The 20,866-nt window shown below is 64.4% G+C and carries 20 protein-coding genes; 5 read left to right on the forward strand and 15 right to left on the reverse strand.

Annotated elements, in window-relative coordinates; genetic code table 11:
* Positions 1 to 3: 3 nt before the first annotated feature.
* From JJC00_RS33630 to JJC00_RS33655, 6 genes are all read right to left on the reverse strand, one after another.
* A complete protein-coding gene (locus tag JJC00_RS33630; protein WP_200470048.1) occupies positions 4 to 825 on the reverse strand; it encodes an outer membrane protein in 822 nt (273 codons plus the stop codon).
* A 169-nt stretch (positions 826 to 994) separates the two neighbouring features.
* Positions 995 to 1,837 carry an outer membrane protein gene (locus JJC00_RS33635; RefSeq protein ID WP_200470049.1) on the reverse strand — a complete coding sequence of 281 codons (843 nt, stop codon included), beginning with the start codon at positions 1,835 to 1,837 and terminating at the stop codon, positions 995 to 997.
* Between the two features lie 227 nt (positions 1,838 to 2,064).
* Positions 2,065 to 3,321 (reverse strand): MFS transporter, encoded by a 1,257-nt coding sequence (locus JJC00_RS33640; RefSeq protein ID WP_200470050.1) that lies wholly within the window; start codon positions 3,319 to 3,321, stop codon positions 2,065 to 2,067.
* A 208-nt stretch (positions 3,322 to 3,529) separates the two neighbouring features.
* Positions 3,530 to 4,717, reverse strand: a complete 1,188-nt coding sequence (locus JJC00_RS33645; protein ID WP_200469293.1) for an IS481 family transposase — start codon at positions 4,715 to 4,717, stop codon at positions 3,530 to 3,532.
* A 102-nt stretch (positions 4,718 to 4,819) separates the two neighbouring features.
* Positions 4,820 to 6,166 carry a phosphoglucosamine mutase gene (gene glmM / locus JJC00_RS33650; RefSeq protein WP_200470051.1) on the reverse strand — a complete coding sequence of 449 codons (1,347 nt, stop codon included), beginning with the start codon at positions 6,164 to 6,166 and terminating at the stop codon, positions 4,820 to 4,822.
* Between the two features lie 217 nt (positions 6,167 to 6,383).
* The gene (locus tag JJC00_RS33655) at positions 6,384 to 6,551 is read right to left on the reverse strand and encodes a hypothetical protein (RefSeq protein WP_200470052.1); all 168 of its coding nucleotides are present in this window, start codon (positions 6,549 to 6,551) and stop codon (positions 6,384 to 6,386) included.
* 117 nt (positions 6,552 to 6,668) lie between these two features.
* Here JJC00_RS33655 and JJC00_RS33660 point away from each other — a divergent pair, with 117 nt between their 5' ends.
* A complete protein-coding gene (locus tag JJC00_RS33660; protein WP_200470053.1) occupies positions 6,669 to 7,811 on the forward strand; it encodes an alpha-hydroxy acid oxidase in 1,143 nt (380 codons plus the stop codon).
* A 220-nt stretch (positions 7,812 to 8,031) separates the two neighbouring features.
* Here the strand turns inward: JJC00_RS33660 and JJC00_RS33665 are convergent, their stop codons facing one another.
* The 9 genes from JJC00_RS33665 to JJC00_RS33705 form a co-directional block, all read right to left on the reverse strand.
* Entirely contained in the window at positions 8,032 to 8,637 is a 606-nt protein-coding gene (locus JJC00_RS33665; RefSeq protein ID WP_433996537.1) for a hypothetical protein, read from the reverse strand.
* A gap of 98 nt (positions 8,638 to 8,735) precedes the next feature.
* On the reverse strand, positions 8,736 to 9,362 hold the full coding sequence (locus JJC00_RS33670) for a hypothetical protein (RefSeq protein WP_200470055.1): 627 nt from the start codon (positions 9,360 to 9,362) through the stop codon (positions 8,736 to 8,738).
* 56 nt (positions 9,363 to 9,418) lie between these two features.
* A complete protein-coding gene (locus JJC00_RS33675; RefSeq protein WP_200470056.1) occupies positions 9,419 to 10,258 on the reverse strand; it encodes a shikimate dehydrogenase in 840 nt (279 codons plus the stop codon).
* Positions 10,259 to 10,327: 69 nt separating this feature from the next.
* Complete coding sequence (locus JJC00_RS33680; RefSeq protein ID WP_200470057.1) at positions 10,328 to 12,070, reverse strand: SulP family inorganic anion transporter; 1,743 nt, start codon at positions 12,068 to 12,070, stop codon at positions 10,328 to 10,330.
* 101 nt (positions 12,071 to 12,171) lie between these two features.
* Positions 12,172 to 12,444 (reverse strand): helix-turn-helix domain-containing protein, encoded by a 273-nt coding sequence (locus JJC00_RS33685; protein WP_200470058.1) that lies wholly within the window; start codon positions 12,442 to 12,444, stop codon positions 12,172 to 12,174.
* Between the two features lie 225 nt (positions 12,445 to 12,669).
* A complete protein-coding gene (locus JJC00_RS33690) occupies positions 12,670 to 13,857 on the reverse strand; it encodes an IS481 family transposase (RefSeq protein WP_200469293.1) in 1,188 nt (395 codons plus the stop codon).
* 125 nt (positions 13,858 to 13,982) lie between these two features.
* The gene (locus tag JJC00_RS33695; protein WP_200470059.1) at positions 13,983 to 16,031 is read right to left on the reverse strand and encodes an elongation factor G; all 2,049 of its coding nucleotides are present in this window, start codon (positions 16,029 to 16,031) and stop codon (positions 13,983 to 13,985) included.
* A 326-nt stretch (positions 16,032 to 16,357) separates the two neighbouring features.
* On the reverse strand, positions 16,358 to 16,837 hold the full coding sequence (locus tag JJC00_RS33700; RefSeq protein ID WP_200470060.1) for a DUF992 domain-containing protein: 480 nt from the start codon (positions 16,835 to 16,837) through the stop codon (positions 16,358 to 16,360).
* A gap of 165 nt (positions 16,838 to 17,002) precedes the next feature.
* Entirely contained in the window at positions 17,003 to 18,205 is a 1,203-nt protein-coding gene (locus tag JJC00_RS33705; RefSeq protein WP_200470061.1) for a pyridoxal phosphate-dependent aminotransferase, read from the reverse strand.
* A gap of 473 nt (positions 18,206 to 18,678) precedes the next feature.
* Between JJC00_RS33705 and JJC00_RS33710 the strand changes: the two genes are divergently transcribed.
* From JJC00_RS33710 to JJC00_RS33725, 4 genes are all read left to right on the forward strand, one after another.
* Positions 18,679 to 19,329 carry a glutathione S-transferase family protein gene (locus tag JJC00_RS33710; RefSeq protein WP_200470062.1) on the forward strand — a complete coding sequence of 217 codons (651 nt, stop codon included), beginning with the start codon at positions 18,679 to 18,681 and terminating at the stop codon, positions 19,327 to 19,329.
* Positions 19,330 to 19,484: 155 nt separating this feature from the next.
* A complete protein-coding gene (locus JJC00_RS33715; protein ID WP_200470063.1) occupies positions 19,485 to 19,661 on the forward strand; it encodes a hypothetical protein in 177 nt (58 codons plus the stop codon).
* A gap of 73 nt (positions 19,662 to 19,734) precedes the next feature.
* Positions 19,735 to 19,893: a hypothetical protein gene (locus JJC00_RS33720; RefSeq protein ID WP_200470064.1), complete on the forward strand. Its 159-nt coding sequence runs from the start codon at positions 19,735 to 19,737 to the stop codon at positions 19,891 to 19,893.
* A gap of 129 nt (positions 19,894 to 20,022) precedes the next feature.
* Positions 20,023 to 20,835, forward strand: a complete 813-nt coding sequence (locus tag JJC00_RS33725; protein ID WP_200470065.1) for a PAS-domain containing protein — start codon at positions 20,023 to 20,025, stop codon at positions 20,833 to 20,835.
* Positions 20,836 to 20,866 lie beyond the last annotated feature (31 nt).

The following is a 20,866-nucleotide window of genomic DNA, read 5'->3' on the forward strand; positions in this document are numbered from 1 at the left end:
CGGTCAGAACTTGTAGCCGAGACCCGCGCGCACGGTGTTGATGCTGGTGTCGACCGCTGAGCTGAAGCGGATGTACTCGTACTCGGCGCGCATGAACAGGCCGCCGACCAGGTTGACGTCAATCCCGACACCGGCGGTGTAGCCGTAGATCAGGTGATTGTGCTGGACGTCCGTCGAGCTCAGCGGCTGAAGCGGTGTCCAGGAAACTCCGTTGGTGCTGACCGCATCGGTGACCAAGACCGAACGCGAAATGTCGGCCTTACCAAGCGCGAGCCCGCCGAACATGTAGGGCAGGAAACAACCCCAGGCATAAGCCGCGCGTCCACGGAATGTCGCCAGATCCGAGATCGCCATCGCGGCTGATGACGTTACCGCAACATCATGAAAGGCGCCGTCGGTAAGCGTAGTTCCGCTGACAAGCTCCTTGAATGCGTTGGATGAGCCGCCATAAGTGCCGTGCAGATAGCTCACTTCAAGACCATAGACGACATCTTCCCACTGCTCATTATATCCGAAGAAGGCGCCATAGCCGCTGGCGCGGCTCGATTGCTTGCCAAGCCCGAGATTCCATTGAGAGACTTGCATCTGCTCGACGACGTTATGGTCGAGCAAAGCGGCAAGCTTGTTGGTGTTTGTGCCACTGAAGCTTTCGTCCGAGGATCCGTAGCCGGCCTGACCGCCAACATAGAAGCCTTGCCAGTTGACATTGGACTTGCTCAGACCGTCGGTGAAGCTGCCGCGCAGGATCGGCAGATCCGGCATGTCGGCCGCGTGCGCGGCAGACACCGTCCCCAACATCGCCGCCACCAACCAAAGCCTACGCATTGCAACGCTCCATCGAACTCGAACTTTCATTCGTGATCATGGCTCGTTAACCTTAACCAATGGTTGCGCCGGAGGCTTTCGTCGCCGTCGAGCAATGAAAAATACGCAAAGCAAAACGGCGCGGGATGATCCCGCGCCGTTAAGAGACTTTAACCGATGAGGCTGGTGATCAGCCCTTGGTGACGAGCGGCGGCGGCATGTAGGCCGGCGGGCTGCTGAGATCCCAGCGCACGCCGAGCTTGATGTCGTGCGAGGTGAGGTCCTTGAGCTTGATCGAGGTCGGGCCGGAGGCACTGTTGTCGAACAGGCGGAAGTTGCCGGGCGCGGCGTCGCCGAGATTCATGTAGCTGTAGGCCAGTTCGACCGTGAAGCCTGGGTTGACCTTGTAGGCGAGACCAGCGTGAGCGGCCCAGGCGAAGTTCCACTTTCCGTTGTCGGCGAAGTAGGCGACGCTGTTGGCGAGGGGCGGAGTATTTCCCACAGTGTAAGATATGCCGTCGTCGCGGAAGCCGCTGATCTTGTTGTAGGAGCCGCCGACACCGGCGCCGACGAACGGGGTGATGCACCACCACGTGCCGAGGTCGACATAGGCATTCGCCATGACGACCCACTCGGACTTGCTGCCGCTGTAATTGTTGGAGCCGACGAAGTCGGGCCCAATGACGTTGTCCGCACCATGCAGGTTAGCCTTGCCCCGGTACTGGCCGATCACGTCCGCACGAAACCAGTTGTTGAAGCGATAGCCGACACCGAGGTCGAACAACGGGGACGAGTCGAAGCCGAGTCCCTCCGTCGTCTTCGTAAACCCAGGCGCTACGGTGCCCTCGATGCTCTTGGCGCGCTGGTTGGTCATGCCGACGTCGCCGCGGAGATACCAGCCGCCGAAGTCCGCAGGCGGGGCCGGCGGCGCGTACATGGGAGGCGGAGCCGCGATCGGCATATCGGCGGCGAACGCCATCGACGAGATCAGTGACGCCGCACCCGCGGCAAGGAGAGACTTAACGCTACGCATTGGCTTCGTCCTTATGGCCGGTGAGGCTCAATACGGGCGCCTCACGTTCTGGAAACTCACAGGCGGACGATGGCACCAAATGCTTAAGCGCCGCTTAACCCTAATTTTTAAGGTTGATTTTTTCTCACTGCACACGCGGATGCGACGCAAGCGTTGCAAATATGCGGCAGCTGCACGCCGCAATTGCTAACGATGTGTGAAGCCGCAATGCAGCGAAGGAAGATTTGTTAACGCGCGTGCTGCGGCAGTTTTGGCAGGAACACCGCAAGCAGGCCGATCGCCGGCAGATAGGCGCAGACCTGATAGACGAACTCGATCGAGGTGTGATCGGCGAGCTTGCCGAGCACGGCGGCGCCCAGGCCGCCGATGCCGAAGGCGACGCCGAAGAACACGCCGGAGATCATGCCGAAGCGATGCGGCACCAGCTCCTGCGCGAACACGATGATCGACGACGTCGTCGAGGAGATGATGAGGCCGATGATGACTGACAGCACCGCACTCGCATAGAGCCCGGCATAGGGCAGCGCCAGCGTGAACGGCAGCGCGCCCAGAATCGAAATCCAGATCACGATCTTGCAGCCGAAGCGATCTCCTAACGGCCCGCCGAAGAAAGCGCCGACCGCGTTCGCCGCCAGGAAGATGAAGAGATAGATTTGAGCGGCCTGCGTCGACACGCCGAAACGGTCGATCAGGTAGAAGATGTAGTAGCTCGACAGGCTCGAAACGTAGAGCTGCTTCGAGAACAACAACGCCACCAGCACGAGGAGCGCGACGGTGACGCGGCGCGAGCTCGGCGCATCGGGATGAGCCTGAACCGGCGCCGCCTTCTTCGCCTTGATCTGCGGCTCGTACCAGCGGCCAATGCGCCAGAGGATGACGATCGCCAGGAACGCGATCGAGGAGAACCAGGCGATGCTGCCCTGCCCGAACGGCACGACGATCAGGGCGGCGAGCACCGGCCCCATCGAGGTGCCGAAACTGCCGCCGAGCTGAAACACCGATTGCGCAAAACCGTAGCGGCCGCCGGAGGCAAGCCGCGCGATGCGTGCGGATTCGGGGTGAAACACCGCCGAGCCGAGACCGACAAGCGCGGCGGCGATCAGGATGACGAGATATTGGTGCGCGGCGCTGAGCAGCAGCAGGCCGAAGAAGGTCGAGGCCATGCCGATCGACAGCGAGTAAGGCTGCGCCTTCTTGTCAGTGTAATGGCCAACCACCGGCTGGAGCAGCGAGGCCGTGAACTGGAAGGCCAGCGTGATCATGCCGATCTGCGCAAAATCGAGCGCGTAGGTGTCCTTCAGGATCGGATACACCGAGGCGATCAGCGACTGCATGGTGTCGTTGAGGAAGTGCGAGAAGCTGATGCCGGCGAGCACGACATAGGCCGGCCCCGCGGCTGTCTTGACGCCAGACTTGGGCGCGACGTCGCTGACGACGACGGGCTCGGTCAGTGTTTCCTCTGAGACCACGACAGGCTTGTTCAATGCAGCATCCCGGCAGGCGCGGCGAACGCCGCATCGCCTAACTACGATGCTAGCTGCGGCCGAACCACCGCCAATCGTCGATGGCTGGGATGCGCAACTTCCCCTCTCCCCCTGTGGGCCCTGTGGGAGAGGGTGGCATAGGCGGCCTTCGGCCGCCGTTCTAAGGAACGCCGATGCTTTGCATCGGCTATGGCGCAGCGGCGAGTGTTCAGACCGGGGACATGGTGGACGGGTGTTCGGAGACATCGTGGACACTTTCGAGCCTGCCGTCGAGAGGCCGAATATCGACGGTTGCAATTGTCTGGGTTCGGAAGACGACGTCGAAGAGGCCGTCCTGTGTGGTTGGCCGGAAGGCGATCGCCTTTCCGCGGAAGGCCTTGGGGACTTTGATGGCACGGCCGAGGAAGCTGACGTGACCACCCTGCTGGACGCGGCGCACGATGTCGCCCGGGGCGTATTCGAAGGGCGCGATGGTCTCGACATAGGCGCGCTGGCTCGGCTGATAGCGGCTGGCCGGGACGGCCAGCTCGATAGCCTCGTGTGGTCGCTGCGTGTTGTAGACGTTGCGCCAGTGCTCGAAGGCGCGCGCGGCGGCGGCGAGATCGGCGAAGGGCGGAGCGGACAGCACTTCGGCCTTGAGGCTGCGGTGGAAGCGTTCGTCCTTGCCCATGGTCTGCGGATGATAGGGCCGCGAATGGCTGATCCTGATGCCAAGCTCGATCAGCCAGACGCCGAGCGGGGTGAACGGGCTGCCCGGGCCATCGCCCCAGGGCGAACCGTTGTCGGTAATCAGCCTCTCGGGCAGGCCGTAGCGGCGGAATGCGGTGATGAGTTGCTGCTGGACCGTTTCGGTCTGCTCGTTGGCGCAAGCCGCAAGCACCACGGAAAAGCGCGAGTGATCGTCGAGCACGGTCAGCGGATGAAGCCGGCCGGCGTGCATGGCCACATGGCCCTTGAAGTCCATCTGCCACAACTCGTTCGGCCGCCCGCGCTCGAAGCGGGTGAAGGGGGCCTGACCACCGCCGAATGTGCCGAGCTCGATACCATGCCGCTTCAGGATGGCCGTCACCGTGGAGGGCGCCGGAACTTCATCGTGGCCGAGATCCTTCAGCCGCCTGGCAATCTTGCGGCCGCCCCAGGCCGGATGCTCCGTGCGGACCGAAAGCACCGCATCCTCTGTCGCCGCAACGCTGCGCAGCGGCGAATGCTGCGGCCGCCGCGACTGCTCCTGAAGCCCCGTCGTCCCGCTTGTCCGCCAACGCTCCAACCACTTGTAGCCCGTCGTCGGACTGATCCCGAACCGACGGCACAATTGCCGAACGTTGGCTCCCTCTGCCGAGGCCAACATCACAAACTCCAATCTCGCGTCCATCCGAGACACCTCGCGGAACGGCATCCGACAGCCTCCTTGATTCGCTGTCGAAACTGTCCACGATGTCTCCGAACACCCGTCCACCATGTCCCCGGTCTGAACACCCACAGGGGGAGAAGGAAAAGCTCAAGCCGCCGCGGCGTGTCCCAGCGCGGAGACGATGGTGTCGACGACGTCCTCGATCAGGACGCGGTCCTCGCCCTCGCCCATCACCCGGATCACCGGCTCGGTGCCGGAGGAGCGGATCAGGAGGCGGCCGTGGCCGTTGAGCCGCTTCTCGCCGTCGGAGATCGCGGACTTCACCTCGGAATTGTCGAGCGGCTTGCCGCCCTTGTGGCGGACATTCTTGAGGATCTGGGGCAGCGGATCGAAGCGATGGCAGACTTCCGACACCGGCCGGCGCAGCTTCTGCACCACGGCCAGTACTTGCAGCGCGGCGACGAAGCCGTCGCCGGTGGTGGCGTAGTCGGACAGGATGATGTGGCCGGACTGCTCGCCGCCGAGATTGTAGCCGCCGTTGAGCATCTGCTCGAGCACGTAACGATCGCCGACCGGCGTGCGCACGAGATCGAGCCCCTGCCCTTTCAGGAAGCGCTCGAGGCCGAGATTGGACATCACGGTCGCAACGATGCCCGGACGCGACAGCCGTCCGTCATCCTTCCAGCTCTGTGCGATCACCGCCAGCAGCTGGTCGCCATCGACGACATGGCCGCGCTCGTCGACCAGGATGACGCGGTCCGCGTCGCCGTCGAGCGCGATGCCGATGTCGGCGCGCATCTCGCGCACCTTCCGCGACAGCGCTTCCGGCGAAGTCGAACCGCAATCCTTGTTGATGTTGAAGCCGTCAGGCTCGACACCGATCGGCACCACGTCGGCGCCCAATTCCCACAGCGCTTCCGGCACCACCTTGTAGGCGGCGCCATGGGCGCAGTCGATCACGACGCGGAGGCCGTCGAGCGAGAGATCGCGCGGCAGCGTGCGCTTGGCGAATTCGATGTAGCGGTCATGCACGCCGTCGATACGGCGGGCGCGGCCCAGGCTCGCACTTTGTGCGAGCCTCTTCTCGATGGGCTCGTCGAGCATCTGCTCGATCTGCTTCTCGACGTCGTCGGAGAGCTTGAAGCCCTGCGGCCCGAACAGCTTGATGCCATTGTCCTCGAACAGATTGTGCGAGGCCGAGATCATCACGCCGAGATCGGCGCGCATCGATTTGGTGAGCATCGCCACCGCGGGCGTCGGCATCGGGCCGACCAGCAGCACGTCCATGCCTACAGAGGTGAAGCCCGCGACCATCGCGTATTCGATCATGTAGCCGGACAGGCGGGTGTCCTTGCCGATCACGACCCGGTGGCGATGGTCACCGCGCTGAAACGCAAGGCCCGCGGCCTGGCCGACCTTGAGCGCGAGCTCCGGCGTGATCAGTCCGTTGGCGCGGCCCCGGATCCCGTCCGTCCCGAAATATTTGCGGCTCATATCGTCCCCCAACAACCAGGAATTCCCACGACAACCTCCGGGTGCCCCGACGGGCCCCGCATCCCTGATTTGCTGAGGTGTTATAAAGCCATTGCGGCCAACTTGGCTTCAATAAATGTGATTAATCATTACGGAACCGGGGGCCGCCGGCGTCCCGGTAACCTGTTGTTAATACTATATTTCCCGATTGAGGGCCCGAAACGAAGCGGAACCGCCCCTAGTCGCTCCGCTTCACATGACCGTCGGCGCGGCTCGGCGCCGGCTGGGTGACGTTGACCGGATCGGAGCCCGGGAAGGTCTCTTCCAACCCCTCCTCCAGCGCGTCGTCGAGATCCTGCTTCTCCTTGATCTCTTCCGGCGAAGGTCCTGTGCGCGGCCTGGTCATGGCGCCCTCTCGCAATCGATTTGGCTGTGCATCCAACCATGCTAGATGACCCCGAAACCTTCCGATGCAAGAACTCCAATACAAGACTTCCGATCTAAAGCGGGCCGGGGAACGTTCATGAAGCACATCACCTGTATCGACGATCTTCGCGCGCTGCATAAGCGCCGCGTGCCGAAGGCGTTCTTCGACTATTGCGACCGCGGCTCCTATGCCGAGGAAACGCTGCGCGCCAACCGCGAGGACATGCAGGCGATCAAGTTCCGCCAGCGTATCCTGGTCGACGTCTCCAAGCGCGACACCTCGACCACCATCCTCGGCGAGCAATCGACCATGCCGCTGATCCTGGCGCCGGTCGGCCTGCTCGGCATGCAGCATGGCGATGGCGAGATTCACGCCTGCCGCGCGGCGCAGGCCGCCGGCATCCCGTTCACGCAGTCGACGATGTCGATCTGCTCGATCGAGGACATCGCTGCCAATGTCGAGAAGCCGTTCTGGTTCCAGCTCTATGTCATGAAGGACCGCGGCTTCATCAAGGAGCTGGTCCAGCGCGCGATCGCGGCGAAGTGCAGCGCGCTGGTGCTCACCGTCGATCTCCAGGTGATCGGCCAGCGCCATGCCGACATCAAGAACGGCATGACGATCCCGCCGGAATGGTCGCTGTCGAAATTCATCGATTTCGCGACCAAGCCGGCGTGGGTTTCCGGCGTGCTGCAGGGCAAGCGCCGTACCTTCGGCAACATCGCCGGTCACGTGAAGAACACCGAGGACCTCAACCGCCTCGCCGAATGGACCGCCTCGCAGTTCGACACCTCGCTGAACTGGAAGGATGTCGAGTGGATCCGCAGCATCTGGCCGGGCAAGCTCATCATCAAGGGCATTCTCGACGTCGAGGACGCCGAGGAAGCGGCCAAGACCGGCGCGCAGGCGCTGGTGGTGTCGAACCATGGCGGTCGTCAGCTCGACGGCGCGCCATCCTCGATCGAGGTGCTGCCCGAGATCGCCGACGCGGTCGGCGAGAAGATGGAGATCATGTTCGACGGCGGCATCCGCTCCGGCCAGGACGTGATGCGCGCGCTCGCGCTCGGCGCAAAGTCCTGCATGATCGGCCGCGCCTACGCCTATGGCCTCGGCGCCGGCGGCCAGGCCGGCGTCGCCAAGGCGATCGACATCATCCAGAAAGAGCTGCTCACCACCATGGGCCTGTGCGGCGTCAACAGGATCGACGAGATCGACGATCATATTATTGCGGTGGCGCCGTAAGGATACAGGTGCTGGTAGGTGGGCAAAGCGAAAGCGTGCCCACCAACGTCGCGAAACGCGGGACAATGGTGGGCAGGGCGCAAGTGCGCCTTTGCCCACCCTTGTTTTAGCCCGCGTTCCGGGATGGTCCGAAGGACCAGACCTCAAGTGCGCAATTGCGCACCGGGGAACCTCGAGATTCCGGGTTCGCGCTCAGCGCGCCCCGGAATGACACTTCGTGTCACATCGGCGGCGTCACGCCGTCGCGGCCGACATTGACACGGTTCGCCTCCAGCGTGCCGTCATCCTTCTTCGCCGCACCAAAGATGATCAGCTTGGCGCCGGGCTTCACTTCCGACTTGTCGCTGGCGACGAAGGTGACGATCGGGGTCTCCGGCGGCACCACGACTTTCTTCTCGCCGTCCTTGTATTTGACCGTGATGTTCTGGCCGTCGGTGCCCTTGACCGTCTGCGCCACGGTGGCGTTGGTCATGGTCGAGTTGGCGCGGGCATCCCAGGGGCGGAAACCTTCGGCGGCGCCGCGCTGGTTTTCCGGAAAGATATGCACGGCAATCGCCTTCTGCGTGCCGTCGGGCTCGGGCATGCCGGTGACGCCGATATAGGAGCCCTCCTTGATCTCGGAGAGCTGCGTCTTCACCACCGCGAAGACGGCGACATTGTCGGTCATGCGCACCTTCACGTCGGTGCCCTCGCGGGTCCTGATGCCGAGCGTGTTGCCGTCGACGCTTTCGATGGTGCCGCGGATGCGGACGGTCGGCGTCTGCTGCGCCGAGACGGTTGAAACGGCGATAAAGGTGGCGAATGCAGCCACGACAGCGCGTGGCATCCAGTTGTTCAGTGTCGACATGGCCTCGTCCTTCCAGGGCGTTACGACGATCAGACAAGGCAACCCCGTCTGACCGCCGCTATTCCCTGAATTTTCGATCACATCGGCGGGGTCAGGCCGTCACGGCCGACACTGACGCGATTGGTTTCGAACGAGCCATCGGGCAATTGCTTCATGAAGGCAATGACCTTGGCGCCGGCCTTCAGCTCGGACTTGTCTGCGGGCACGAAGGTCACGACCGGTGTCATATCGGAAACGAACACCTTCTTCTCGCCGTCCTTGTACTTTACCAGCAGCGTATGGCCGTCATTGCCGACCACGCTCTCGGACACCGTCGCATTGGTCATGCTGGAGTTCGGCTTCAGATCATAGGGCCGCGAGCCTTCGCCGGTTCCGCGCATGCTCTCTGGAAACACATGCACCTCGACGGCGTTCTCGCCGCCGTCCGGTCCCGGCACGGTGGTGGCGCCGACGAACGAGCCGACCTTGATGTCGGTGAGCGAGATCTTGGTGACGCCGGCCACGCGAACGTCGGAGGCGATGTGGAGCTTCACGTCCTCGCCGCTGCGCGACTTGACCTGCATCGCGTCACCATCGACGCTCTCGATCGTGCCGCGGACGCGGGTCGGCACCGGCGCCTTCTGCGCGACGGCCGCGAGGGTGGAAGCAGCCACCATCGCGATGGCGATGAGCGGGCGCGTGAAATTAGCACGTTGGATCGTCATGACAGTCTCCGATTGCCCCCACGGATAGTGAACGCCGGAGACCGCACACTATTCTCTCAAGTCTTTGTGAGATCGGCCTCGACCAGCGCGCGCAGCTCCGCGGTCACTTGCGGCCTCTGGCCGAACCACAGCTCGAAGCCGCGCACCGCCTGGTGCAGGAGCATGCCGAGCCCGTCTGCGGTCCTCAGCCCGCGGGCCCTGGCGGCCGCGAGCAGCGGCGTCACCAGCGGGACATAGACCAGGTCGGCGACCACGGCCTCTTGCGGCAGGCGCACCATATCGACCTCGAGCGCGGGCTGGCCGTGCATGCCCAGCGAGGTCGTGTTCACGAGAAGTTTTGCCCGCGGCAGGATGTCGTTGACCCCGTCCCAGGCAAGCGGACGCACGTTCGGCCCGAACTGCGCGGCCAGCGCCTCGGCCCGCGGCAGCGTGCGGTTGGCAAGATGAACGCGCGTGAAGCCGCGTTCGAGCAGGCCGAACACCACCGCGCGCGATGAGCCGCCGGCCCCCAGCACCAACGCTTCGTCCGCCTTGTCCCAGCCTGGCGCGCTAGCGTCGAGATTGCCGAGAAAGCCCTCGACATCGGTATTGGTCGAGCGCAGCTCGCCGTCGGCAAACCACAGCGTGTTGGCGGCGCCCACGGCCCTGGCGCGCGCATCGGGGGTCGACAGCTCCAGCACGCCCTCCTTGTGCGGGATGGTGACGTTGGCGCCGACGAAACCGCGCAGCGACAGCCGCAGCACGAAATCGCGCAGGTCTTCGGGCGGAACGGCCTCGATGACATAGCCGCCCGCGATGCCGAGCGTGCGCAGCCAGTAATGATGGATCAGCGGCGAGCGCGAATGCGCTGCCGGCCATCCGATCAAGCAGGCCGCGGGAGCCTTGGTCACGGTCATCCTTTCCCTCGGGTGGTGTTCGAGGGCGATCCATTTCGTGTCCGGCCGGTCCTGTCAAGCAGGCGGATGCTACACCGTGGCTTCGGTCGCGCCGGGGGCGGCCTTGATGTCCGCGACCGCGCGCTCGATGGTCTGACGATAACGCGCGCGTCGCGGGCTCACACCGTGCGTCAGCAATGCACGGCGGACCGCGGGCGAAGCCCCCGTGATGAACAGCCGGATGCCCTGGCGCTGGGCCTTGTCTGCGACACGGCCCAACACATTCGCCGCCGTGGAGTCCAGGAATGGCACCGCCGCGAAATCGACGACGAGCGCCTTGCGCTTGTCGGCGATGCCATCGAGCACGCCTCCGATGGCCGAGGCCGCGCCGAAGAAGAACGCGCCAGTGATGCGGTAAACCAGCACGTCGCGGTCGACCGCCAGCGCGGGATCGTAGGGCACGCGCTCGCCATTGCCGTCATCGGGGCGATCGGCCGCGACCAGCGGCGAGCGCTCCTCGATGCCGGTCATCTCCGCCATGCGGTGGATGAACAGCACCGCGCCGAGCGCGAAGCCGACCAGAATGCCTTCGGTCAGATCGCGGAAGATCGTGAGCAGGAAGGTTGCGAGCAGCACGATTGCATCGCCCCAGGACGAACGCAGCAGCGTCGCGAATTCGTGCTTCTCCGCCATGGTCCAGGACACCACGACGAGCACGGCAGCGAGCGCGGCGAGCGGGATGTAGCTCGCAAGCGGTGCTGCGACCAGCATGAACAGCAGCAGAAAGACGGAGTGCAGCATGCCCGCCAGCGGCCCGCGCGCGCCGGCGCGGATGTTGGTCGCGGTGCGCGCAATCAGGCCGGTGACGCAAATGCCGCCGAACAGCGCCGCGCCGATATTGGCGGCGCCTTGCGCGACCAGCTCGCAATTGGAGCGGTGACGGCGCCCGGTCATGCCGTCGGCGACCACCGCGGACAACAGCGATTCGATCGCGGCAAGCAGCGCGAATGAGATCGCATCGGGCAGCACCGCTTTTGCCTTGGCCAGCGAAAACGCCGGCAGCGCCGGCGACGGCAATTCGCGCGGAATGCCGCCGAAACGACTGCCGATGGTTTCAATTGGCAGCGACAGTGCAGCCGTCGCGATGGCCGCAAGCACGACCGCGATCAGGATGCCGGGCCAGGACGGCTGCCAGCGCCGCAAGCCGGCAATGATGGCGATGCTGACGAGAGCGACGGCAAGTGCGGACGGATTGACGGTGTGAAGGCCACCTGCGAGCGCGGCGAGCTTCGGCACGAACTCGCTCGGCTCTTTCCCCGCGAGGGTGATGCCCGAGAGATCGCGCAGCTGGCTCGCAAAGATGATCACGGCGATACCCGCGGTGAAGCCGACCGTGACGGGATAAGGAATGAACTTGATGTAGGTGCCGACGCGCAGGAGGCCCGCGGCGATCAGGACCACGCCCGCCATCATGGTGGCGAGAACGACGCCGTCGACGCCGTGCCGCTCCGCCGTCACCGCGACCAGCACGATGAAGGCGCCCGCAGGGCCGCCGATCTGGAAGCGGCTGCCGCCGAGCAGCGACACGATGAAGCCGCCGACGACCGCAGTGTAGAGTCCGCGATCCGGTGTCACGCCCGAGGCGATCGCGATCGCCATCGACAGCGGCAGCGCAACGATAGCAACGGTGAGGCCTGCAAACACGTCGGCGCGGAAATCCGACAGGCCATAGCCTTCGCGCCAGACGGTGATGAGCTTTGGCAGATAGAGTTCGGCAAAGGTCGGCCGGCGCAACTGACGCAAGCCGTTTGCGTGATCGCTTGTGATGCTCATTTTCAGCAAAGTGCTCCGCTGCCCCCACAATGCTCCGATGCATCGTGCAGCGCGTGCGACGATGCGCTAGTCCATCCTGATCCCGGGCAGGATCAACGCGATCATGCCCCGATGCTGCGCGGCGGCCCCGGCTCCTTGAGGCGAACGCCCCGCCCGCCGCTATCGCTGCGGGCCTGCTCGCCGATCAGCTCGATGCCGGCCCGATCGAACGCCTCGACCACCTTGATCAAGGTCTCGACCACGCCACGCACATTGCCGGTAGAAGCCTCCATCCGCTGGATGGTCGGCAGCGACACGCCCGCGAGCTCGGCCAGGGTTTTCTGGTCGATGCCAAGCAGCGCGCGGGCTGCCCGCATCTGGAAAGACGTGATCACCGTGGCCTCACGTGTCAGAGCTTATAAGTGATATTTCATGCATATACAATGATGTAAAATACATCATTATGAGACGAACGCAAGCGCTCCTCCGTCATGGCGAGGATCACTGCGATCAAGCAAGCCAGACCGCCTCGTCGGAGACAGTCTGGATTGCTTCGCGTCGCGAGCAATGACGTGTGGAGAGAGATGACCCCTCAACCCCACCTCTCCCGTAAGAACTGTTCAGACCGGGGACATGGTGGACGGGTGTTCGGAGACATCGTGGACACTTTCGAGCCTGCCGTCGAGAGGCCGAATATCGACGGTTGCAATTGTCTGGGTTCGGAAGACGACGTCGAAGAGGCCGTCCTGTGTGGTTGGCCGGAAGGCGATCGCCTTTCCGCGGAAGGCCTTGGGGACTTTGATGGCACGGCCGAGGAAGCTGACGTGACCACCCTGCTGGACGCGGCGCACGATGTCGCCCGGGGCGTATTCGAAGGGCGCGATGGTCTCGACATAGGCGCGCTGGCTCGGCTGATAGCGGCTGGCCGGGACGGCCAGCTCGATAGCCTCGTGTGGTCGCTGCGTGTTGTAGACGTTGCGCCAGTGCTCGAAGGCGCGCGCGGCGGCGGCGAGATCGGCGAAGGGCGGAGCGGACAGCACTTCGGCCTTGAGGCTGCGGTGGAAGCGTTCGTCCTTGCCCATGGTCTGCGGATGATAGGGCCGCGAATGGCTGATCCTGATGCCAAGCTCGATCAGCCAGACGCCGAGCGGGGTGAACGGGCTGCCCGGGCCATCGCCCCAGGGCGAACCGTTGTCGGTAATCAGCCTCTCGGGCAGGCCGTAGCGGCGGAATGCGGTGATGAGTTGCTGCTGGACCGTTTCGGTCTGCTCGTTGGCGCAAGCCGCAAGCACCACGGAAAAGCGCGAGTGATCGTCGAGCACGGTCAGCGGATGAAGCCGGCCGGCGTGCATGGCCACATGGCCCTTGAAGTCCATCTGCCACAACTCGTTCGGCCGCCCGCGCTCGAAGCGGGTGAAGGGGGCCTGACCACCGCCGAATGTGCCGAGCTCGATACCATGCCGCTTCAGGATGGCCGTCACCGTGGAGGGCGCCGGAACTTCATCGTGGCCGAGATCCTTCAGCCGCCTGGCAATCTTGCGGCCGCCCCAGGCCGGATGCTCCGTGCGGACCGAAAGCACCGCATCCTCTGTCGCCGCAACGCTGCGCAGCGGCGAATGCTGCGGCCGCCGCGACTGCTCCTGAAGCCCCGTCGTCCCGCTTGTCCGCCAACGCTCCAACCACTTGTAGCCCGTCGTCGGACTGATCCCGAACCGACGGCACAATTGCCGAACGTTGGCTCCCTCTGCCGAGGCCAACATCACAAACTCCAATCTCGCGTCCATCCGAGACACCTCGCGGAACGGCATCCGACAGCCTCCTTGATTCGCTGTCGAAACTGTCCACGATGTCTCCGAACACCCGTCCACCATGTCCCCGGTCTGAACAAAGAACGAGGGAGAGGGTGGGAATGACAGAGTGATGCTTTACCGGATCACGCCGCGTGCTGATGCGCGGCGATGATCTGGTCGGCGGCGCGGCCCGTGACTTCGGCCATGTGGTCGAACTGACGCGTGAAGCTGCCCGCACCTGCCGTTGCCGAACGCAGCTCGACGATGAGCTCGCCGATCTCGGCTTCCGGCATCATGGCGCGGACGCAGTCCCAGCCACTCCAGCCGTCGCGGGTGTCGAAGCCGAGGATCTGGCCGCGCCGCGCCGACAGGATCGCGTTGATCTTGGCGGTGGCATCGGTTGGACAGACGATCTCGACCACGTGGATCGGCTCCAGCAGCACCGACTGGCAGTGCGGCAAGCCTTCATTGAGCCCGACCCTCGCGGCCGTGCGGAAGGCGAGGTCGGAGGAATCGACGCTGTGATAGGAGCCGTCGGTCAGCGTCACCTGCAAATCGGTGACGGGGAAACCGAGCGGGCCTCGCGTCAGCCCGTCGACGACGCCTTCTTCCACCGCACCGATATAGTTGCGCGGCACCGCGCCGCCGACGACCTTCTCGTCGAACTTGAAGCCTTCGCCGCGCGGCAGCGGCTTGATGTCGAGCACGACATCGCCGAACTGGCCGTGACCGCCGGACTGCTTCTTGTGGCGGCCGCGCTGAGTGATCGGCTTGCGGATGGTCTCCTGATAGCCGATCGCCGGCGGATGCGAGGAGATCTTGACGCCGAAGCGATCGCGCAGCCGCTCGCTCGCGACACGCAGATGCATCTCGCCCTGTCCCCACAGCACGGTGTCGTGGGTCTGGGCATTCTGCACGACGACGAGCGACGGATCCTCCTCGTGCAACCGCGTCAATGCCTGGCCGAGCTTGACATCGTCCTTGCGGTCGGTGGCCGCAACCGACATGGCGAGCACCGGCGGCATCGGCTCCGCGGCGGCGAGCCCGGCGGGCGGCGCCTTGCCGCTCGAAACGGTATCGCCGGTCTTGATCGGATCGAGCTTGGCGAGCGCTACGGTGTCACCGGCTTCGGCCGAGGCACGCTTGCTGTCGTAAGCACCGTTAACGGCGAGAATGCCGGAGATGCGGCCCGACCCGCCGGAGGCGGATTGCAGCGTGGCGCCGTCGTCGAGATGGCCGGCGAGCAGCCGCGTCAGCGAGAGTTTTCCGCCGTGCTGCGAGTGGAGCGTCTTGAAGACGAAGCCGAGCGCATCCTTGCTCTCGGGCGCACCGAGACGTTTTGCGGTCTCCGCAATGCCGGGCGCCTCGTGGCGCAGCGCCTTCATCAGACGCAGCACGCCGTTTTCGCGCGCAGCGGCGCCGAGCAACACGGGGCAGATTACCCCTTCGCGCAATTCGCGGGCGAGATCGTCGAACACGGCATCGCGCGGCGGCTGGATGTCCTCCAGCAATTGCTCCATCAGCGCGTCATCGTGATCGGCCAGCTTCTCCAGCATCGAGAAGCGCGCCTCCTTCTCGCGATCGAGATCGCCGCCTTCGAGCGCGATCACTTCGGACGCCTTGTGCTCGCGATAGACGAACGCGCGCTCCAGCGCGAGATCGACAAAGCCCTCGATCAGCTCGCCTTTCCAGATCGGGATCTGGCGTAGCACCAGCGGCACGCGCGAAGCGGGCTGGAGCATCGCGAGCGTCTCGCGGATGCGCTGGTTGGCGCGGTCGATCTTGTTGAGGAACAGGAAACGCGGAATCTTCAGCTCCTCCAGCTCGCGCAGGATGATCTGAAGCTGCGGCAGCTTCTTCTCGTCGGCCTCGCAGACCACGATGGCGGCATCGACGGCGGGAAGCGCGGCGCGCATGTCGTGGGCGAACTCGACGGAACCAGGACAATCCAGGAAGGTATAGCTGTCGCCCATGAAACTCGTGGTGGCGGCAGTGAGCCCGACGGTCATCTTGTGATGACGGGCCTCAGGCGTGGCGTCGCCGACGGAAGTTCCGGCGTCGACGCTGCCGGCACGCGGGATTGCGCCCGTTCGCGCCAGGATCGCTTCGAGAAGTGTGGTTTTACCGCTTTGGAAAGGGCCCACCAGCGCAATGCACCGTGGACCTCGGGGACTTCTGACGTCTTGTCCCATTTCGCCGCCTCCTTGGTGTGGAGCTCGGCCCATGATTGGGTCGGCAAACGCAGATGCTCTGCCCGTCCCCGAGATTTGGCAAGCGTCAAACGTCGCTGCGGTGCGTCGTCGGTTAGACAAAGTCTTGATGGCTGGTGCGGCCCGGTGTTCCACCTCTCCCCGACGGGAAGAGGTCGGATTGCTTTGGCGCGCAATTGCGCGCCTGAGCAATCCGGGTGAGGGCCGCAACTTTCGGTGAGATTGTAACCCCTCACCCGGATCGCATCTGTCGATGCGATCCGACCTCCCCTTCGGGAGAGGTGAACGGACACCTCCGTTGGCGCGCGTTAACGGCCCGGACGGAGTTCCAGGCTCTCGAGTCCGGCCGCGACGTTGAGGCCGACCTGGCCCTGCACGCTGAGCGGCTGAAGCGCGATCGAATTGTTGGAGCCGCCGACCAGCACGTTGCCGCCGAGGCCGACGCCGACCGAGGCGCTGCCCTGCGCACCGGCATAATTTCCGGAGAGATCGCCGGCGCCGAGTCGATTGACCGGCGCGAACACGCCCCAGGCGAGCGCCGTCTCCTGGGTAATGCCGAGATCGATGCCGACTTTACGGATCGTCGCGACGTAGCGGTCTTCGGGCAGGCCGTCGGCGCGCAGCACGCAGCCGAGATTGGTCACCGATCCCACCACGAAGCCGATGCTGGCGCCGCCGCGGCATTCGAGCACGCCGACCTGCACCATCCGCGACTGCGCGCTGGCGCCCGCGATCGAGGCAACGAGGCTCGCGGCAGCGAGCCCGGCAAGGAGGAGTGAGCGGCGCATGAAATGTCTCCGGCGATGAATGTGATGCGAGCATTGGAGGGCGCGGCGCGAAGCCGCACGAGGGTCTATGCCACATTCGTCGGGGGCGTGCCAGATCGCGCGGACGTGAAAGAAAAAAGGGCCCGCTCTGCGCGGGCCCTTTCATGCCGGATCGTTACTGCGAGCTTAGCGCAGGTTGCCGCAGAAGCGCTGGATGCGCTTGCAGGCGTCTTCGAGGTCCGAGGTCTTGGTCGCGTAGGAGATGCGGAACGCCGGGCCGAGGCCGAAGGCCGAACCCTGGACGACGGCAACACCTTCGGTCTCCAGCAGTTCGGTGACGAACTGCTCGTCGTTGGAGATCACATTGCCCGACGGCGCCTTCTTGCCGACCGTGCCGGCGCAGGACGGATAGACGTAGAACGCACCCTCGGGACGCGGGCACTCGATGCCGTTGGCCTGGTTGAGCATGGAGACGACGAGATCGCGACGCTCCTTGAACACCTTGTTGTTGGCGGCGATGAAGTCCTGCGGACCGTTCAGCGCCTCGACCGACGCCCATTGCGAGATCGAGGACGGGTTCGAGGTCGACTGCGACTGAATGGTCGACATCGCCTTGATCAGCTGCGCGGGACCACCGGCGTAGCCGATGCGCCAGCCGGTCATGCAATAGGCTTTCGACACGCCGTTCACGGTGAGCGTGCGGTCGTAGAGGCTGGGCTCGACCTGCGCGACAGTGGTGAACTGGAAGTCGTCATAGACGAGGTGCTCGTACATGTCGTCGGTCATCGCCCACACATGCGGATGCTTGACCAGCACGTCGGTGAGCGCCTTGAGCTCGGCCCTTGTGTAGGCCGCGCCGGTCGGGTTCGACGGCGAGCACAGGATCACCCATTTGGTCTTCGACGTGATCGCGCGATCGAGCGCTTCGGCCTGGAGCTTGAACCCGCTCGCGGCGGTGCAGACCACCGGCACCGGCTCGCCGCCGGCGAGCGCCACCATCTCGGGATAGCTGACCCAATAGGGCGCCGGGATGATCACCTCGTCGCCCGGATTGATGGTCGCCATCAGCGCGTTGTAGAGCACCTGCTTGCCGCCGGTGCCGACGATGATCTGGTTCGGCTTGTAGCCGACGCCGTTCTCACGCTGAAACTTCGCGATGATCGCGTCCTTCAGCTCGGGGATGCCGTCGACCGCGGTGTACTTGGTCTTCCCGGACTCGATGGCGCGGATCGCCGCCAGCTTGATGTTGGCGGGCGTGTCGAAGTCGGGCTCGCCGGCGCCGAGGCCGATGACGTTGCGGCCCGCCGCTTTCAGCGCGCGTGCTTTATCCGTGACCGCGATGGTCGCGGACGGCTTCACACGGTCGAGCGCAGCAGCAAGGAAGGCCATTGTCATCTCCTGACAAGCGTCGTGAACCCATGGGTCGTCACGACTCTGATTGTGGGAATGGACACACCCTAAAACGTGTACCGCTGCACCGCAAGAAACTTCGGCACGATCCAGGAAAAGTTTACGGGTTTGGAGCGTTTCAAGGCTCGATTTCCCGCAATTTTCCGCAACTTTGCCGGACAAACTCCTCATATCCGGCAAGGCTTGTCCTCGGAGCAATTTTGCGCCGCGCGAGCGCCACGAGACTGACGATCAGCTGACGTTGCAACGGTGCGTCGTGCATATTGACGCAAGCGTGATCTGATTTGCACCGTCGCACGAACACGATCTTCTGCAACGTTGCAGTGCGGTAGGGTTTTCGAGTTTTTCTATGGGGCAGCACTTGCGGCGGATTCGCATCGGCATCATTGTTTAGCCGCGGTGCGGGGCAACAAGCACCGCGCTTTCCCGTCCTTCGGAATCGAACTCCCAGAATGTACAAGCTCTATTCGATGCAACGCTCGGGCAACAGCTACAAGGTCCGCCTTGCGCTGGCGCTGTTGAACGTGCCCTACGAACCCATCGAGGTGGACATTCTGCGCGGCGAGAGCAAGACGCCGGACTTCCTGGCGAAGAACCCGTCCGGACAGGTGCCGTTGCTCGAGGTCGGCGACAATCGCTATCTCGCCGAGTCCAATGCCATCCTGTGGTACGTCGCCGTCGGCACGCCGCTCGCGCCGGAGAACCGGATCGATCGCGCCGAGGCGCTGCAATGGATGTTCTTCGAGCAGCACGCGCTCGAGCCGAATATCGGCGCGGCTTATTTCTGGCTGTCGCTGGTCAAGGGCGGCCGCGACCTCCAGACCCACTCGCTGGAGGACTGGATGGAGCGCGGCTATGGCGCGCTCCAGGTGATGGAAAACCATCTCAAAACCAGTGCCTACTTCGCCGCCCGCCAGCTCACGGTCGCCGACATCGCGCTGTACGGCTACACCCACCTCGCCGACCGCTGCGACTTCGACCTTTCGACCTTCCCGGCGGTCCGGGACTGGCTGAAGCGCGTCGAGGCCGCGCCTGGCTTCGTGGCGATGGACTGGCGCCCCGCCGAGATCGACGATCCCGCCAGCATCGCGGCCGGAGCCTGAAAACCGGTACGGCGTTAAGAAATAGCGGGCATAGCGTTAACCTTTGCCGTAATCCCGCCGCTTTCAGCGGTTTGACCGCCGCAATATCGCCAGTTGAAATTGTGAGGTTGTCCGGCGTCGCGGGTGATTCGCTCGCACGTTGAAGGATTTAGACCATGATTCGGGCGTCCGGCACGGCAGGCTTTCGTAGCCAAACCGATACCGTTTCGTCTTCGCGGCTGACCAACGCGGTTGCGGCCTCGCTCGCCGTCGCCGCGCTCTCGCTGTGCGTGATCGTCACCCTGACAGTGCTGACGACCAAGGCGACCATGGCGATGGGTCTGCCGGTCTGATCCCCGTTTCATCCTCGACCTGCCTTCAAGGTGCTGCGCGGCCCGCGCCTGCCGGCATCGCGACGGGACACCGATGAAATCGCCTGTGGTCATCGTTGCAATCACCCTGACTGCGGCCATCCTGGTCGCGGCATCGCTGTTGATTTTCGTCGGCACCCGCAAGGGCCCGGGCACCTCGACGCTGAATGCGCCCGCGCCGCAACAGCGCATCATGCACGCGCATTTGGTCTAAAATCATCCGAAAGCTTTGAGCGCGCAGGCAAGCGCCCGTTAAGCGCATCGCGTGAAATCGGATTGCGCTGGCGCAACCATCGGTCAGTCTGACGTCCTTATCTCGTGCAGGGAAGAACGAGCCAGGCCCATGCGGTTCGGATGGCGTGCCATTTCCGGTCCCGTGCTGACGGCAGCGATCGCACTGCTGGCGATCCTGCTCGACCGTCATGCTCCCGCTCTGTCGCTTGCACCGCTGTTCGTTGGCATCGTGGCGCTGGCCGGCTCGCTCTCGGGCTTTGCCTCTGCGCTTGGCAGCGCCGCCATCGCCGTGATCGGCGCGGCGCTGCTCGCGCTCAGCCATCGCACCGCCCCCGGCTTTGACGTGACCGATCTCGCGCCGCTCGGCCTGCTCGCGCTCACGGCCGCCTTTACCGCTGGCATCACCGGCCTGATGCGCGAGCGTCTGCTCGACGCCTTTGCCGCCGAGCGGCACAACCACGCCGCCGCGGCGCGGCTGTCGGCGGCGCTCGACCAGGTCGATATCGGCATCGTGCTGCTCGATGCCGAGACCCGCGCCGAATTCATCAATCGCGCGTTCCGCGATTATTTCGCGCTGCCGGACGAAAAGGCCGACGACAAGCCACCCTTCATCGCGCTGATGTATCACGGCCGTGATACTGGCGCGTTCGAGCTGCCCGAGGATGAGCTCGGCGTCTTCATCGCGCAGCGCATGGAGATGGTGCGGATCGGCGACGCCACGCCGATCAATATCAATTTGCGCAATGGCGAGGTGCTGCGTTTCGTCTGCACCGCGCTGCCCGACGGCGGCCGCATGCTGAGCTACACGCCCGTGACCGACCTCGTGCGCCACACCGACGCGCCGGCCCGCGCCGAGTACTACCGCTCGCTGCGCGATCCCACGGCGCGAAAGCTGATCCGATATCTGCGCGTGGCGGAGTGAGCGCGACACGGCAATTGATCGAAGCGCCCAT

Source organism: Bradyrhizobium diazoefficiens (assembly GCF_016616885.1).
GTDB classification, from domain to species: domain Bacteria; phylum Pseudomonadota; class Alphaproteobacteria; order Rhizobiales; family Xanthobacteraceae; genus Bradyrhizobium; species Bradyrhizobium diazoefficiens_F.

Excerpts from the sequence above, each read along its gene's own strand:
- JJC00_RS33630 (WP_200470048.1), bottom strand. The coding sequence starts at position 825 with ATGCGTAGGCTTTGGTTGGTGGCGGCGATGTTGGGGACGGTGTCTGCC.
- JJC00_RS33635 (WP_200470049.1), bottom strand. The coding sequence starts at position 1,837 with ATGCGTAGCGTTAAGTCTCTCCTTGCCGCGGGTGCGGCGTCACTGATC.
- JJC00_RS33645 (WP_200469293.1), bottom strand. The coding sequence starts at position 4,717 with ATGCCGTTCCGCGAGGTGTCTCGGATGGACGCGAGATTGGAGTTTGTG.
- glmM (WP_200470051.1), bottom strand. The coding sequence starts at position 6,166 with ATGAGCCGCAAATATTTCGGGACGGACGGGATCCGGGGCCGCGCCAAC.
- JJC00_RS33655 (WP_200470052.1), bottom strand. The coding sequence starts at position 6,551 with ATGACCAGGCCGCGCACAGGACCTTCGCCGGAAGAGATCAAGGAGAAG.
- JJC00_RS33660 (WP_200470053.1), top strand. The coding sequence starts at position 6,669 with ATGAAGCACATCACCTGTATCGACGATCTTCGCGCGCTGCATAAGCGC.
- JJC00_RS33665 (WP_433996537.1), bottom strand. The coding sequence starts at position 8,637 with ATGCCACGCGCTGTCGTGGCTGCATTCGCCACCTTTATCGCCGTTTCA.
- JJC00_RS33670 (WP_200470055.1), bottom strand. The coding sequence starts at position 9,362 with ATGACGATCCAACGTGCTAATTTCACGCGCCCGCTCATCGCCATCGCG.
- JJC00_RS33675 (WP_200470056.1), bottom strand. The coding sequence starts at position 10,258 with ATGACCGTGACCAAGGCTCCCGCGGCCTGCTTGATCGGATGGCCGGCA.
- JJC00_RS33680 (WP_200470057.1), bottom strand. The coding sequence starts at position 12,070 with ATGAGCATCACAAGCGATCACGCAAACGGCTTGCGTCAGTTGCGCCGG.
- JJC00_RS33690 (WP_200469293.1), bottom strand. The coding sequence starts at position 13,857 with ATGCCGTTCCGCGAGGTGTCTCGGATGGACGCGAGATTGGAGTTTGTG.
- JJC00_RS33695 (WP_200470059.1), bottom strand. The coding sequence starts at position 16,031 with ATGGGACAAGACGTCAGAAGTCCCCGAGGTCCACGGTGCATTGCGCTG.
- JJC00_RS33700 (WP_200470060.1), bottom strand. The coding sequence starts at position 16,837 with ATGCGCCGCTCACTCCTCCTTGCCGGGCTCGCTGCCGCGAGCCTCGTT.
- JJC00_RS33705 (WP_200470061.1), bottom strand. The coding sequence starts at position 18,205 with ATGGCCTTCCTTGCTGCTGCGCTCGACCGTGTGAAGCCGTCCGCGACC.
- JJC00_RS33710 (WP_200470062.1), top strand. The coding sequence starts at position 18,679 with ATGTACAAGCTCTATTCGATGCAACGCTCGGGCAACAGCTACAAGGTC.
- JJC00_RS33715 (WP_200470063.1), top strand. The coding sequence starts at position 19,485 with ATGATTCGGGCGTCCGGCACGGCAGGCTTTCGTAGCCAAACCGATACC.
- JJC00_RS33720 (WP_200470064.1), top strand. The coding sequence starts at position 19,735 with ATGAAATCGCCTGTGGTCATCGTTGCAATCACCCTGACTGCGGCCATC.
- JJC00_RS33725 (WP_200470065.1), top strand. The coding sequence starts at position 20,023 with ATGCGGTTCGGATGGCGTGCCATTTCCGGTCCCGTGCTGACGGCAGCG.